This is a genomic window from Labrys miyagiensis, assembly GCF_030160835.1.
Lineage (GTDB): Bacteria > Pseudomonadota > Alphaproteobacteria > Rhizobiales > Labraceae > Labrys > Labrys miyagiensis.
Map to the genome: position 1 here is coordinate 35,665 of NZ_BSPC01000021.1, position 14,796 is coordinate 50,460.

Genomic DNA, 14,796 nt, shown 5'->3' on the forward strand with positions numbered 1-14,796 from the left:
GGTCATGACCCGGGCTCTTGCGGGCTGCCGGCTTGGCCGCTCCCGCGATTGCCTTTGTGCTCGCGGATGAAATCGGTCAGGCTTTCGAGGCCGAAGTCTGTGCAGGCGGGGATCTGCTGATCGTCGAGCCCATAGACCCAGAGGCAGCCGTCCTCGGGGTGATCGCGGCCACAGTCAGGCCGCCAGTCTCGAAAGCCAATGACAAATCTCAGCACTGGCCAGGGGCTTCTTGCTCGGCTGTTGAATGAATTAATTGTCTCGTTCAACTCATCGCTAGCGTCCTTGCTTTCTTCAACAAGGCAGGTTTGATAGTCATGCATCTTGCTTTGATATGCGAGCACTTCGTTCTTACAGGAGTCGAACTCATACTGATCGGCAAAACTCCTGAAGCTCTTTGCACAATAAGGAGGATCAGGGCGCTCCAACTTTTGATCGAAGCCACAAAATTCCCTGCACGCGAGCCCGAGACTAGCTGCCGAGACTGTATTGGGCGTGTAGGCTACAGCCATCACCAGTACCGTGCGCCCGATCCTCTTAAATCGACATTTCACATCCATTCCCGCACCCCATGATGGCGCGAACAGGTTCCGCGATGATGATAGGAATGGCTGATCGTGTCGTCTCTGCAGACTGCCACCTGATGCTTACGGTCGCGATGGTTTGGCGAGTGGACGCGAACGCCATCCGCATTCACATAAGATTGATACCTCGCCTCGCCGAATCCACAAAACCCGAGTCAAATCAGCACTGGCGGCTGCGGCGCTTTCCGATTCGATTGTTTTGCCGACTGTCCTAACGTCCGATTGACTTCCTCCTTGCTGCTGCTAATTGTGGCAGAATTGTGGGAGGAAGTCATGCAGCGGTTCCCGCTACTTGGCGCGGCTTCGTTGTTGGTCGGTTGTGCCGCCGCACCTGAAAGTATCGAGCCCGCTTACGTTAGCCCACTCAATTACTCGAACCTGTCCTGTAAGTCCCTAGCCGGATAAGACAAGCATTCGGCCGTCAAGGCTGGCCTTTGTTCTGGTTGTGTCAATTGATCGGCGCTTCGCCGGCAAATCATATGGTGCATCGTGCGGAAACCAATGAAATCAGCTGAGCGGGGTGCGGAGACGCGCTGGTGCGGTGTGGCGCGCCGGTGGTATGCCGCCGTCATCGTGGCCGTCGGCGTCGCCCTCTTCGCCGGCACGAGCGTCGCCGACCCGGCCAACTGCACGGCTGAACGGCCGGAGCCGCTGACGCCCACGGACCCGGAGCTGTGCAAGAGCCTGATCGCCGCCGTCCGCGACCCGTCGGCCTTGCCGCTCGACCAGTACGAGGCCAAGCTCAACCAGTTCTTCGGCAACTACTGCCACCGCGACACGGCCTCAGGCTGGCGGCGCGACAAGCATGTCCGCGACACCGGCCCCTTCACCGCGACCCTGGCCGCGGGCGCCTGGCAGGGCACCGGCCTCGGCACCCATGCCCCGGTGGTGATCTGGTACTCGCCCGACATGGCCGACTGGCTGGTCAGGAACCGCTCCGGCGAGAGCGCCGGGACGGACCCGACGCGGCCGATCCCCGACGGCGCGATCATGGTCAAGGAGATGTTCCCGTACCCGGCGGCCGCCTGCGCCGATGTCGATCCGGTGAAGCTGTACCCGACCTCCGGCGCCGCGATCATGATCCGCGACAGCAAGGCCTCGCATGATGGCTGGTTCTGGGGCTGGTATGGCTTCGGGCCGCAGGGCGGCTGGTCGCCGGACTTGCCGCCGAGCCCGAACAACGGCCCGTCCAACATGGGCTTCGCCCAGTACTGCATGAACTGCCACGCCTCGGCGAAGGACAACCTCACCTTCGCCTCGCCGCGCAACATCGAGGGCGAGCCGGGGCGGCCGCTGGTCTATCTCAGCCAGTCCTGGTCCTTGGCGCCGTCGCCGTCGGACCATCACCGCGCCGTCACGCTGCCGCCGGACGACGTGCGCCGGCTGGGCGAGCCGCTGTACCAGGCCGACCGGGGCGTCGACCAGGCCCTGCGCGCCTATCTGCTGAAGACGCCGACCTGGGATTCGGTCCCGGTGATGCCGTCGGCGAGCTACGACAACACCTGGGTCGCCGCCGGCGGCCCGCACGCGGCGGACCAGTTCGTCACCTCCAGCCAGTGCCTCGGCTGCCACGACGCCGGCAGCACTGGGCTGCAATTCGACATGACGGTGCCGAACCCGCATGGCGACAACCTGATCAACCTGTCGCCCTACGGCACCTGGCGCAGCTCGCCGATGGGGCTGGCCGGGCGCGACCCGTTCTTCTTCGCCCAGCTGGCCAGCGAGATCCAGACCTTCCACCCCGCGCCCGACACCCAGGGCGTCGTCCAGGACACCTGCCTGGGCTGCCATGGCATCCAGGGCCAGAGGCAGTTCCACATCGACACCTTCCCCGAGGCCGGCAAGTGCGTCGACTTCACCCGCGAGATGGTGGATGCGGTGCCCTGGCCGGACGGCAACCCGACCGCGGCGCATGCGAAATACGGCGCGCTCGCCCGCGACGGCATCTCCTGTACCTCCTGCCACCGCATGGCGCTTGGCCATGCCGCCGCCGGCGTCGCCGACGCGCCGGAGAACGCCTGCATCGCCGAGCGGCAGGAGTTCCTGAACCCGGACAACACCGGCTTCGCCCGCACCTTCACCGGCAGCTTCTTCGTCGGCGGGCCCGACAAGCTGATCGGCCCGTTCGAGAAGCCGCAGGTGAAGCCGATGAAGGCCGCGCTCGGCATCACGTCGGAGCACAATGCGGCGATCACCAGCTCCGAGGTCTGCGGCAGCTGCCACAGCGTGCATCTGCCGGTGCTGCAGGACGGCAACACCGTCACCCATATCTACGAGCAGACGACCTATCCGGAATGGGCCTTCAGCGCCTACCGGACCGGCACCACGCCCGACGGCACGCTGCCGCTGGGGCCGGGCAGCCTGGCGCAGTCCTGCCAGGAGTGCCACATGCCGTCGAAGGCGGCGGACGGCACGCCGATGCGCAGCAAGATCGCCAGCATCCAGGAGTACAGCAATTTCCCCGAAACCGAGAACAATCTGGCGCCGGAGGACATCGACCTGTCGTTGCGCGACGGCTTCGCCGCCCACACCCTGGTCGGGCTCAACGTGTTCCTGATCAAGATCGCGCAGCAATTCCCCGACGTGCTCGGCATCCCCACCCAGGACCCGATGATGGGCGCCCGCGGCGTCGACCCGCTGGTGCGGACCGAGCAGGCGATGCTCGACATGGCCAGCAACGAGACCGCAGAGGTGACCGTGAGCAAGGTGTCGACCACCGGCGGCCGGCTGCAGGCGACAGTGACCGTGCGCAGCAGGACCGGCCACAAGCTGCCCTCCGGGGTAGGCTTCCGCCGCGCCTTCCTGGAGTTCCAGGTGCTGGACGGCAACGGCGCAACGCTCTGGGCCTCCGGCCGCACCAACGCGGCCGGCGCCCTGGTCGACCAGGCCGGCACCCCGCTCGACGGCGAGTACTGGTGGACCGACGACTGCAAGTCCCGCATCCGGCCGGACGAGCGGCTGCACCAGCCGCACTACCAGCGCATCACCGGCCAGAACCAGGCCCAGATCTACCAGGAGCTGGTGTCGACCCCGCCGTCGAATGCCACGGCCCAGATGTGCGGCCCGGGCAAGGATCCGCAGGGCATGCTGACGACCAGCTTCCTGTCGATCTGCACCACGGTGAAGGACAACCGGATCCTGCCGCAGGGCTATCTGTCCTTGCCCGAGCGCACGCAGATCGCCAAGGCCCTGGGCGCGACCGAGGATCTGGCGAAGGAGGCCGGCTCCGTCGGCGTCGACGGCGATCCCGACTACGACACCGGCGGCGGCGACTCCCTGGTCTACGACCTGCCGCTCTCCGACCTGCCGGCCGGCAGCCGCCCGATCGCGGTCCAGGCCACGCTCTACTACCAGGCGGCGCCGCCCTTCTACCTGCAGGACCGCTTCTGCACGGCCAAGGGCGACGACCCGGAGCGGCTGAAGTTCCTGGTCGGGCATCTCAACATCGACAAGACCGCGGCCGATGACTGGAAGCTGAAGATCGTGTCGAGCGGGGCGGTGGCGCTGCCGTGAGGCTCAGAGTCCGGTCCCGAGGCGCCCGAAGGCGATAGTCCTGGCCTCGGCGCCGGTCGGGCTTCGGGCTTAGGACAGTCGGCAGAACAATCGAATCGGAATGCGCCGCAGCCGCCTGTGCTGATTTGACTCGGGTTTTGTGGATCCCCCGCAGCGAGCAGGGAGGGTATGCGGGTCGGGACGATCGACAAGCATGCGATACGGCAACGGGGCATTGTCACGGGAACTTTGACGGTGTGAGCCGTGATGCGGTAGGGGAGGGGCATGCAGCCGATATCCTCCGCCCGTCACCGTTCCCGCCCGAGATCATCCGGCATGCCGTGTGGCTCTATCTGCGGTTCACCTTGAGCTACCGCGATGTCGAAGAATTGCTGGCCGAACGCGGCCTCGACGTCTCCTATGAGACGATCCGCCGATGGGTCGACAAGTTCGGGTCGGCGTATGCCCGCAACCTGCGTCGGCTGCGACCTCGGGCGGCAGACACCTGGCACCTGGACGAGATGGTCGTCTCGATCCGGGGCCGGCACATGTATCTGTGGCGGGCCGTGGACAGCGAGGGCGAGATCCTCGACATGCTGGTGCAGCCGAGACGCGACAAGGCTGTCGCGCTGCGGCTGATGCCCAAATTGCTGAAGAAGCAGGGCATTGCTCCCAAGGTGCTGGTGACGGACAAGCTGCGCTCCTATGGCGCTGCCGGGCGAGAGCTCCGCCTCTCGGCGCATCATGAGCAGGGCCTGCGCCAGAACAACCGCGCCGAGAACTCCCATCAAGTGGTGCGAAGACGGGAACGGGAGATGCAGCGGTTCAAGTCATCCGGATCCGCCCAACGTTTTCTCGCCTCCCACGCCGCCGTCCACAATACCTTCAATCTTGAGCGCCATCTGATCTCCCGACCGACGCTGCGCCTCTTCCGAGCCGCGGCTGCGCAGCAGTGGCAAACCGCGACCGCCCCCGCCTGACTGAATTCCTTCGTCCGGCATTGTCAACTTAAGCCTTCCTGTTCGGAAATCGGCAATTTCACTTCAGGTGGAACGCACCGTGCGGGGCACTCTCGATCGCATCGAAGCTGGATTTAGAAAGAAAATTGCGCCGACCGATCTGTCTGGCAATTAAGTTGACAATGCCTGTGGTCGAGTTTTTGGGTCTTTTTTTGCCGATAGAGGTTTGGTCTTTCGAGGCAGAGCAAGGATTTTCCTCGGTCCCGCATTGAACCTTTCATCGCCTCGACAGGTTCAGGTCGTTAGTATTATGAACCTTGGATAGATGACATGGCATATCCCTATGAACGCATGCGTCCTGACGCACCAATCAATGAAAACATTTCGAGTGGTATGATTGCCGACATGAAGACTCGCGAAGTCTTGCTGTTTCTGAATGAAGAGCCGATACGTCAGCCGGAATTGCAAACTGGTGAGGATGAATTTCTTTCTCCTCATTCAATTGCTTTGGAAAATGATCGCTTATTTACGAATATGTTTTGGTTGATCAAACAGGCTTTGACTCGATAGGGTTTTCTGAATTTGTTTTATGGGCGCGGTTGTTTTGGCGCTGAAAGCTTCTTTGGAAAGTAGGGCGATCACGGTTTGTTGTTGAACCTTACCATTCGTTAAGTCACGACTCCATGGCGCTTGGCGTATCTCTCGATTAAACCAACGGAGATACATCCATGAGTTCCTATCGAGTTACATTTACGGTCGAACAGGGCAGGGGACGTCAGTCCAAACTGCTTGCCACGGCCAAACATCAGTACCGTCGCCTGTACTATGACTCCAAGATCGTCACGCCGGGTCTGACGCTTCGCCTTGAGCGTCAGTTGAAAGACGGCAGTTTCGAACTTCTCTGTGAGAATACCAACTTGCAACCGTATTCGGATATCTCGCGTGGTCTCGACGCAATCGCTGACGAACCTGCGATGCCCTTAGACGAGCGAATTCGTAAGCGCTACGGTTGATTATTCTCCAACACGCTGCGTAATTTCTGACTCTCATCAATGCGCGAGGTTCAGAATGCCAAGAGGTAGAAAAGCCGGTGTTCGTACAGAAGCGACGGGCGAAGATGTTCAGGCCAAACATCGTGTCGTCAAACAGGTAGGAGCATACGAAATCGAACGCGGCATTCCGTTGCCATCTCGGACGAACAGTCGCGCGGAGAAATATCCTTACTCGCACCTTGAGCCGGGAGATTCGTTCTTCGTCGCGGATAAGCAGCCAAAGACATTTCATAGTGGCATCAGCACGCGCAATAAGGCTGGAGATGCGAAGTACAAGGCCGCTGCATCTGAGAAAGATGGTGTGTCCGGTGTCAGAGTTTGGCGCGTCAAATAGTTTTTTAGGATGCGCGTGTTGAATGAGGCTCAACAACAGTATCCAGTTGGACAGAATCGACCAGGCCCAGTAACCGTATTGCTGCCACAGAAAATCATTGGATCAAATTGAGCCGGTCGAAAGATCGGCTCTTTCTTTGCGCGGCTGTTGTTCGTTGGGGCAATCTCAGCATCTTGGCCTGAGCCCCTTGAATTGGTCCACCTTTAAGTATGTCTTCGGACGCAAAGGAGGACTATGGAAAGCCACGCAAGAGGCACAAGGCAGAAGAGATCGTCGCCAAGCTTCGTCAGGTCGAAGTTCTGACGGCGCAGGGCAAATCGGCAGCTGAGGCGATCCGATCGATAGGGGTTACGGAAGTAACGTATTATCGGTGGCGCAGGGAATGTGGCGGTCTGAAGGGCGATCAGGTCAAACGGCTGAAAGGGCAATGTCAACTTAATGTAAATCGGCCCCCAAAATTGACCCCGGGCAATTTCGACACAACCAGCTGAAAGAACGGTGAAATTCGAATTCTATGTGGGATCAGTATCGGCGCCGATCCTGACCCCACGATGGCCAAGATATTTCGGAGAAATCAATAGGTTAGGCAGGGTATCGCAAGGGGACAATCTTCGAGGCCGATTCACAGACGAGGCTCATCGCGTGCCGGGCAAGCACGCCCTCGATAGAGCGGCCCGGAACGATCACGCCATTGTGACTGACGCCGAGCTCTGCGAAGCGAGCAAGGACGCTCTCGTCCTCACCTTCGGGCATCACGCAGGAACCGCGCGACGGGACGGCGACAAATCGATCCGCCACAATACGAGGTTCTGAGTGTTAGTCACGGTCTCTCAAAACTCCCCGATCGCGCCGGTCACTCCGGCGCGCGCGCCGTGGCGAATGCCGATAATCACCACTTCATCGGCGGTCACTTCGTAAAAGATCAGATAGGGATAGGGCGGCGTCACGATCCGACGCAAGCCGCTTTCACTGGTGAGTTGGCCGGAGTACGGATGCTCGACCAAAAGCGTGGTGATTGCCTGTATCCGCGCCTGAACATTGCGCGCGCCTTGCGGTGATCGCTCCGCAATGTAAGTGAGAATGTCGTCCAGCTCGGCCAGTGCCTTCGGCGTGTAACGTAGTTTCACAGGCCGTGCTTTGCCCAAACGCTGCGCACCTGCTCGTCGGTCGCAAATTCACGACGCGAAGCCTGCGCGCGGGATTCTGCGAAGGACGCTGCTTCTTCTGGCGTGAGCGGGATGACGGGCTGATCCTCGCCAAGGAATTGCAGCAACAGCCGCGCCACATCATCCTGCATCGCAGGAGGCAGGGCGCGGACGGAATCAACAGCATGTTCAAGTAGTTTCGTCATGGCGCTACTGTACCACACCCGACGCTGAACAAGCCAGCGCGGGCTAAGGCGATCGGGAAACGTGTGTTGTATCATGGGGCCAGAACAAGATTTGCTCCCCCAGACACGATAAGAAGGAACGAATGCAGACCGGACGATCGGAGCTCGCAGGCAAAGCACCAAAAGGCATTGTCACCTTAAGCCACCTTGCGCAGAAAGACGGCAATTTCTGTTCACCCGGAACGTCTCTTTCGAGCTTTCTCGACCATGTGGAAGCTAGGATCCGCAAGAAAATTGCTCAGATTGATGTGCTCGTCGGTTAAGTTGACAGTGCCGCCGGCGAACATCGGACCGAAGCGGTTCCACCAAAACCTCACCGTCTCATGGCAGATGTCGATGCCACGCTCATGCAGCAGATCCTCCACATTCCTCAATGACAAGGGGTAACGCACATACATCATCACAGCGAGGCGGATCACCTCCGGCGACGAATTGAAATAGCGAAACAGATTGGGTTTGGGGCGCGACATCTTCGCTCCCTACCCTACGCCGCAACCTTCGGCAATTTGCTCTGACAGAGCAGAATCTGGTGGTCTACGGCGTGATCCGCACGGATCTGTGAAGCAGATACACCGGGAAGAATTGGAGGACCGCAATAAACAGCGGCCCAGCGAATTTCCCCAGCGAGCCTGGGTCGGAACCTGTCTCGAATGAGCTCGATCGAAACTCAACGAATATTGTGAAAGCATCGGACCTTCAGACAGTGGCTGAGAGTACAATTCTCGAATTCATCCTTTCCGGTAATATTGCCTACGCGGGGTCGCGCCGTGGCAAATGGTATTGATTGCGAAGCATTATCGCCAAGCAAGGTATTTAGTAACCATTACGCCGCAGCGATTTCAAGGTCTGTTATAAAATGTAAGTTAAAGTGGTCTGAAAGGAACGTATGATGAGAAATCGCGGATGTAGTTTCTTTTTGCCTGTATGCCTCGCTGCTGGGCCTCTGCTCGTCAGTTCGGCGGCTTCCCATGCCAACACTCAACGAGTGCATGTAGGCACACTATCCTGCAAAGTATCTGGGGGTATCGGCCTGATCGTAACCTCTAAGAAAAGCCTCGACTGCCTGTTCAGGCCTGTGAAGCGTCCACCCGAGCGCTATGTCGGCCACATTCAGAAATTTGGGCTCGATGTCGGTGTAACCAAGGCAGGTAGCATCGCTTGGGGTGTGTTCGAGGCAGGATCACATCGAACCGATCTTGGCGGGACGTATGTCGGTGCAACTGCGGAGGCCACGTTTGCGGCCGGCCTGGGAGCCAATGTGCTAATCGGCGGATCGGACAAATCAGTTGCATTGCAGCCCCTATCGGTCTCTGGCCAGACAGGTCTCAACATCGCGGCTGGTGTCGGCCAGATCTCGCTGGAAAGGGTTCACTGACCACTGAACTCCTGCAACTGGCAAAACCATGTGAGCTCGACCGATGCCAGGCGAACAAATCCTGCTTCCCTTGGAGCGATACCCGTCATTGAGCGCATAGGCACTGGTCGGAATAGAACGAGCTTCAGCGGGAGAGGTCCAATGGTCAAGTCGCCAGGGCAAGCCAAGATACCGATGATGACCGACACCCTTGCCTACTATCGCGATGCATGGCAACGATCGGTCCTCTTTCTCGACGTCATGCGTAAGCGGGCGGAACAGTATCATCGACACGGCACGCAGCTAGTTCCTAACGTCTTGGATTACCAGGCGGAATTGATTTGTGATGGACGTACTCTGCCCCACCCCGTGAACTATGTGTTGGCGCAGATTGTTCCTCCTGACGGCATCGTTGTCGACCCTCGCAAGCGTCCCTTCGTCGTTGTGGATCCGCGGGCCGGTCATGGGCCAGGCATCGGTGGATTCAAGGCTGATAGCGAAATCGGTGTGGCGATGAAGGCAGGGCATACCTGTTATTTCATCGGTTTTCTGCCCAATCCCATGCCGGGTCAAACCATCGAATATATCGCGCAGGCCGAAGCCCGGTTCCTAGAGATCATTATCGACAGGCATCCCAATGCGGAGGGCAAACCGTGCGTCATCGGCAATTGCCAGGCCGGCTGGGCGATGATGATCCTTGCATCTCTGCGTCCTGAACTCTTTGGACCGATCATTATCGCCGGCACGCCCTTGTCCTATTGGGCGGGCGTCAAAGGACAATTTCCGATGCGCTACACGGGCGGTCTGCTCGGAGGCAGCTGGCTGACGGCCCTTGCCGGCGACCTGGGGGCCGGCATTTTCGACGGCGCCGCACTGGTGCAGAACTTCGAGAACCAAAATCCCGCCAACACGTTTTGGTCCAAGCAATACAATCTCTACTCAAAGATCGATACGGAGGCGGAGCGCTATCTAGGCTTTGAAAAGTGGTGGGGCGGACATGTCACCCTCAACGCCGAGGAAATGCAGTTCATCGTCGACGAACTCTTTGTCGGCAACAAGCTTGCCGCTGGCGAGATCCGGACGACGGATGGCACGGCGATCGACCTGCGCAACATCGCCTCTCCCATTGTCGTCTTCTGTTCCAGAGGCGACAACATCACGCCGCCTCAGCAGGCACTTGGCTGGATCCTGGACCTCTACGACAGCGTCGACGACATTCGCGCCTACGGTCAGACGATTGTCTATGCAATTCACGACAAGATTGGCCACCTCGGCATCTTCGTCTCAGCCGGTGTTGCCCGTAAGGAGCACGATGAGTTCGCCTCCAATATTGACCTGATAGACGTTCTGCCGCCCGGCCTTTATGAGGCTGTACTAGAACCGCGGGGCGAGGCGATCGCGCACCCCGACTTGGTGACCGGTGAGTGGGCGATGCGTTGCGAAGCACGCACGCTGGACGACATCCGCGCCCTCGGCGGCAACGACCTGGAGGATGAGCGTCGCTTCGCCACTGCAGCTCGATTGTCTAAGATCAATCTCGCACTGTATCGCGCAACGCTGCAGCCGATGGTTCAGGCAATGGTAACCGCGCCGATGGCTGAAGCGATGCGCAAGTTGCATCCGCTCCGGTTGTCATACGAAGCTTTCGGGCACGACAACCCGTTCCTCAATTGGGTTGGCGCGGCAGCCGACAGTGTCCGAGAACATCGGCAGGCCGCCGACCCCGACAATCCCCATCTGGCATTCCAGGAACGGGTCTCCCAGCAAATCGTGGAGGGGCTCGAAACGTGGCGGAGCATGACTGAAAAGCTTGCTGAGGCCACTTTTCTCTCTGTTTATGGAATGCCGGTCCTTCAGGCTGCGCTGGGCATCGACGTCAAGTCCCAGCGCCGGCCTCGCAAGGCGGCCGCGAGCCTGCTGCACGGCAAGCTTCTCGATGCGCGCATCGCCGAGTTGCGCGCCCGGATGACGACTGGTGGCGCGCGAGAGGGCTTGGTGCGCGCGCTCATCTATATCGGAATGGCGCGTGGCGGACCCGACGAACGCGGTTTCGAGGCCATACGCCGTATTCGCAATACTCGCCCGACCGAGCAGCAGCTGACCCTGCAAGACTTCAAGAAGCTGGTCCGTGAGCAATACTACATGCTGCTCGTCGACGAAGAGGCGGCACTGGCCGCAATACCCGGCCTGCTTCCAGAAGATGCCAACGAGCGCGCTGCCGCTTTTGCGGTGCTGGGCGAAGTGCTGGAGGCCCGAGGCGCTCTCATTGGGGCCGCCGCCGAGCGCCTGGCCAAAGTGGGGCGGCTTTTCGGTGTCGCTCCCAAGCCCGTTGCTTCTGCCCAGCCTCAACGGTCGAAGCGCAAGGCTTCCTGACTTTCGGACAGCGTATGTGCCGCTTCGCCTTCTTGCCTGTCACTTCGGTTGCGACAAAACGAAACGCTTTTGAGGGGGAGTTCCAATATGCCCGACCTACCCGCGAAGGAGGCTGCACTGTCGAAATATGACCGGCTTATTGCAGCTGCCCGTGCCAATGCACCCGCCGTGACCATTGTTGTGCATCCTTGCGATGAGACCTCTCTGCGCGGCGCCATCGACGCGGCAGCCGAAGGGCTGGTCACCCCGGTTCTAGTCGGCCCGAAAGAAAAAATCCGTGCCGTCGCTGCCGAATGCGACGTCGACCTTTCCGCTGTCGAGATCATGGACGCCCCACATAGCCATGCCGCCGCCGCGCAGGCAGTGGCTTTGATCCGCGAGGGCAAAGGCGAACTCCTGATGAAGGGCAGCCTGCACACCGACGAGTTCATGCGCGAGGTCGCGGCGTCTGCCACAGGCCTGCGCACCGCACGGCGGATAAGCCACGTCTTCATCATGGACGTACCCGGACATCCGGAGACCTTGTTCATTACAGATGCGGCGATCAATATCTTTCCCGATCTCGACGCCAAGCGCGACATCATCCAGAACGCCATCGACCTGTGGACGGGCATCGGACTCGGCACGCCGCGCGTGGCAATCTTGTCTGCTGTCGAGACGGTGACTCCCAAGATACCCTCCACGATCGAAGCGGCGGCATTGTGCAAGATGGCGGACCGAGGCCAGATAACCGGTGGACTGCTGGAAGGACCGCTCGCCTTCGACAACGCGATCAGTCCTGAAGCGGCCCGCATCAAGCAGATCTCATCGCCGGTTGCCGGGCACGCGCAGATTCTAGTGGTGCCTGATCTGGAGGCCGGCAACATGCTGGCGAAGAATTTGACCTTCCTGACTCACGCGGATGCCGCCGGGGTCGTGCTCGGCGCGCGGGTGCCCATTATACTGACGTCGCGGGCCGACTCTGTGCGCACGCGCCTCGCCTCCTGTGCAGTGGCGGCGCTTTACGCGGCGGCCCGGCGGCGCGATGCGACAGTTGCGGTGGCCTGAACGATGGACGCCATTCTCGTCGTAAACGCCGGCTCTTCCAGCCTCAAATTCCAGATCTTCCAGATCGACGGTGGCGAGCTTTCGCGTCAGCTGCGCGGCCAGATGGATGGCATCGGCACGCGGCCGCGTCTGCGGAGCAACAGGGCCGACGGCTCGGTACTGGCCGACCAGAAATACACCGTGGCGGAGGTCCCCGACCTACCGGCCGCAATTGCCGTCGTCCGTGGATGGCTCCGACAGCTGGGTGGCTTCAAATTAAGGGCGATAGGACATCGAGTGGTGCATGGCGGCCCCGACTACAGCCGGTCGGTGCGGATAGATGCGGACGTATTTGCTCGCCTCGCGACCTATGAAGGCCTGGCGCCTCTGCATCAGCCCAACAATCTGGCGCCGATTCGGTTGGCGATGGATATCGACCCGTCCGTTCCGCAGGTCGCCTGTTTCGACACCGCATTCCACCGAGGACATCCCGTCCACGCTGACTGCTATGCGCTGCCACGTGCGTACTACGAGGAAGGCGTGCGCCGGTATGGCTTCCACGGCCTTTCCTACGAATATATCGCCGAACGCCTTCGGGACGTGGCACCCGATCTCGCGGAGGGGCGGGTCATCGTCGCGCATCTTGGCAGTGGGGCGTCGATGTGTGCGTTGAAGGGTGGGCGCAGTATTGACTGCACCATGGGGTTCACGGCCCTTGACGGCCTGCCGATGGGTACCCGGCCAGGCCAGCTCGATCCAGGCGTCGTCCTCTATCTCTTTGCCCAAAAGGGCATGAGCGCGAACGAAGTCTCTGATCTGCTCTACCGCGACTGTGGCCTCAAGGGCCTTTCAGGCGTCTCCAACGACATGCGGGATCTCCTGGCGAGCGATGAGCCGGGCGCCGCTTTCGCCATCGACCATTTCATCCATCGCTGCACGCTGCATGCCGGCATGCTGGCGGCGGCGCTTGGCGGCCTCGACGCCTTCGTCTTCACGGCGGGAGTCGGCGAGAACGCACCGGCAATCCGCGCTCGCATCGCGGACAGGCTTGGCTGGCTCGGGGCAGAGCTGGACGCAGCCGCCAATGAGGCGGGTGCAGTTTGTATATCGAGCCCCAAGAGCCGTGTTGCGCTGCTCGTTGTGCCCACTGACGAGGAGCTGATGATCGCCCGGCAAACACTTGCGCTCCTCGATGCTTAACGAGCCATCAGGTCATGCCGGCACCCCTTGACCATCAACAATGCACCGGACCTCGACAGGAAATCCGCTATGCCGCTGCCCGCCGTGAAAGCCAAGCTCCTCGAAGGCCAGCGAGGCCTAGTCGTCGGCATCGCCAACGACCAGTCGATCGCCTGGGGTTGTGCCCGAGCCTTTCGTGCCCTCGGCGCCGAACTGGCGATCACCTATCTCAACGACAAGGCAAAGCCCCATGTCGAGCCGCTGGCCCGGGAGTTAGAAGCACCGATCCTGATGCCGCTGAACGTAAGCGTGGAGGGACAGCTGGAGGCTGTGTTTGACCGGATCAGCACCGAATGGGGGGAGCTTGACTTCGTCGTGCATTCCATCGCCTCCGCGCCCAAGGATACGCTACGGGGTCGGGTGACCGACGCACCGCGCGAGGGGTTCCTTGCCACCATGGATGTTTCGTGCTGGTCGTTTATCCGCATGGCACATCTTGCCGAACCATTGATGAAGCGAGGTGGCAGCTTGTTCACCATGACCTACTATGGCTCACAGATGGTGGTGGAGAACTACAACATCATGGGCGTCGCCAAGGCGGCCCTCGAAAGCGCCGTGCGCTATCTGGCCGCTGAGCTCGGTCCCAAGGGCATCCGCGTCCATGCCATCTCGCCCGGCCCGCTCGCCACACGCGCTGCATCCGGCATCGCTGAGTTCGATGAACTGCTCGCCAAGGCCAAAGTCCGAGCGCCTTCCCGTGAACTCGTCACCATCGACGATGTCGGCATGGCTACTGCCTTCCTTGCCCACGATGCTGCCCGGCGGATAACCGGCAGCGTCCTCTATGTCGACGGCGGCTACAACATCATCGATTGAATGCCACGATAACACGACGTCGGCCGCTGTCGCTCATCATCGACTGCTCGTCGGAGGCCGCCCAAGTTAATTCTGAATGCACGCTTTATCGAAATTAAGCGTCGGATTTTCAATCGAAATAACGAATGCAAGTCGATTCTGCATTGTACCTTGGGACAGTACCCGGGAGTACAATATGCG

13 protein-coding genes and 3 pseudogenes are annotated in these 14,796 nt (G+C 60.5%); 11 read left to right on the forward strand and 5 right to left on the reverse strand.

Annotation, left to right across the window (positions count from 1 at the left end; all coding sequences use genetic code 11):
- Positions 1–2: 2 nt before the first annotated feature.
- Together QQL24_RS11165 and QQL24_RS36595 are read right to left on the reverse strand one after the other, a co-directional pair.
- A complete protein-coding gene (locus QQL24_RS11165; protein ID WP_284312072.1) occupies positions 3–557 on the reverse strand; it encodes a hypothetical protein in 555 nt (184 codons plus the stop codon).
- Positions 548–694 carry a DUF3761 domain-containing protein gene (locus QQL24_RS36595; protein ID WP_431310675.1) on the reverse strand — a complete coding sequence of 49 codons (147 nt, stop codon included), beginning with the start codon at positions 692–694 and terminating at the stop codon, positions 548–550. The genes QQL24_RS11165 and QQL24_RS36595 overlap by 10 nt, the downstream gene beginning before the upstream one ends.
- Before the next feature lie 388 nt (positions 695–1,082).
- Between QQL24_RS36595 and QQL24_RS11170 the strand changes: the two genes are divergently transcribed.
- The 6 genes and pseudogenes from QQL24_RS11170 to QQL24_RS11195 all read left to right on the forward strand — a co-directional run.
- Positions 1,083–4,094: a cytochrome P460 family protein gene (locus tag QQL24_RS11170; RefSeq protein ID WP_284312074.1), complete on the forward strand. Its 3,012-nt coding sequence runs from the start codon at positions 1,083–1,085 to the stop codon at positions 4,092–4,094.
- Between the two features lie 264 nt (positions 4,095–4,358).
- A pseudogene (locus QQL24_RS11175) lies at positions 4,359–5,053 on the forward strand (IS6 family transposase).
- Between the two features lie 309 nt (positions 5,054–5,362).
- Positions 5,363–5,602 carry a hypothetical protein gene (locus QQL24_RS11180; RefSeq protein WP_284312075.1) on the forward strand — a complete coding sequence of 80 codons (240 nt, stop codon included), beginning with the start codon at positions 5,363–5,365 and terminating at the stop codon, positions 5,600–5,602.
- 158 nt (positions 5,603–5,760) lie between these two features.
- Positions 5,761–6,045, forward strand: a complete 285-nt coding sequence (locus QQL24_RS11185; RefSeq protein ID WP_284312076.1) for a hypothetical protein — start codon at positions 5,761–5,763, stop codon at positions 6,043–6,045.
- Positions 6,046–6,100: 55 nt separating this feature from the next.
- Positions 6,101–6,418 (forward strand): DUF7303 family protein, encoded by a 318-nt coding sequence (locus tag QQL24_RS11190; protein WP_284312077.1) that lies wholly within the window; start codon positions 6,101–6,103, stop codon positions 6,416–6,418.
- Between the two features lie 209 nt (positions 6,419–6,627).
- Positions 6,628–6,840, forward strand: a pseudogene (locus QQL24_RS11195) (transposase); the annotation flags it as partial.
- Positions 6,841–7,248: 408 nt separating this feature from the next.
- On the opposite strand, the gene QQL24_RS11200 reads toward QQL24_RS11195, so the two are convergent.
- The 3 genes and pseudogenes from QQL24_RS11200 to QQL24_RS36600 all read right to left on the reverse strand — a co-directional run.
- Positions 7,249–7,545 carry a type II toxin-antitoxin system RelE/ParE family toxin gene (locus QQL24_RS11200; protein WP_284312078.1) on the reverse strand — a complete coding sequence of 99 codons (297 nt, stop codon included), beginning with the start codon at positions 7,543–7,545 and terminating at the stop codon, positions 7,249–7,251.
- A complete protein-coding gene (locus QQL24_RS11205) occupies positions 7,542–7,769 on the reverse strand; it encodes a hypothetical protein (RefSeq protein WP_284312079.1) in 228 nt (75 codons plus the stop codon). The genes QQL24_RS11200 and QQL24_RS11205 overlap by 4 nt, the downstream gene beginning before the upstream one ends.
- 317 nt (positions 7,770–8,086) lie before the next feature.
- A pseudogene (locus QQL24_RS36600) lies at positions 8,087–8,209 on the reverse strand (IS6 family transposase); the annotation flags it as partial.
- Positions 8,210–8,697: 488 nt separating this feature from the next.
- On the opposite strand from QQL24_RS36600, the gene QQL24_RS11215 reads away from it, so the two are divergent.
- From QQL24_RS11215 to fabI, 5 genes are all read left to right on the forward strand, one after another.
- Entirely contained in the window at positions 8,698–9,183 is a 486-nt protein-coding gene (locus tag QQL24_RS11215; protein ID WP_284312082.1) for a DUF992 domain-containing protein, read from the forward strand.
- Between the two features lie 141 nt (positions 9,184–9,324).
- Positions 9,325–11,535, forward strand: a complete 2,211-nt coding sequence (locus QQL24_RS11220) for a DUF3141 domain-containing protein (protein ID WP_284312084.1) — start codon at positions 9,325–9,327, stop codon at positions 11,533–11,535.
- Positions 11,536–11,622: 87 nt separating this feature from the next.
- Entirely contained in the window at positions 11,623–12,582 is a 960-nt protein-coding gene (locus QQL24_RS11225; protein ID WP_284312085.1) for a phosphate acetyltransferase, read from the forward strand.
- Positions 12,583–12,585: 3 nt separating this feature from the next.
- Positions 12,586–13,761 (forward strand): acetate/propionate family kinase, encoded by a 1,176-nt coding sequence (locus tag QQL24_RS11230; protein ID WP_284312086.1) that lies wholly within the window; start codon positions 12,586–12,588, stop codon positions 13,759–13,761.
- 69 nt (positions 13,762–13,830) lie between these two features.
- Complete coding sequence (gene fabI / locus QQL24_RS11235; protein WP_284312087.1) at positions 13,831–14,616, forward strand: enoyl-ACP reductase FabI; 786 nt, start codon at positions 13,831–13,833, stop codon at positions 14,614–14,616.
- Positions 14,617–14,796 lie beyond the last annotated feature (180 nt).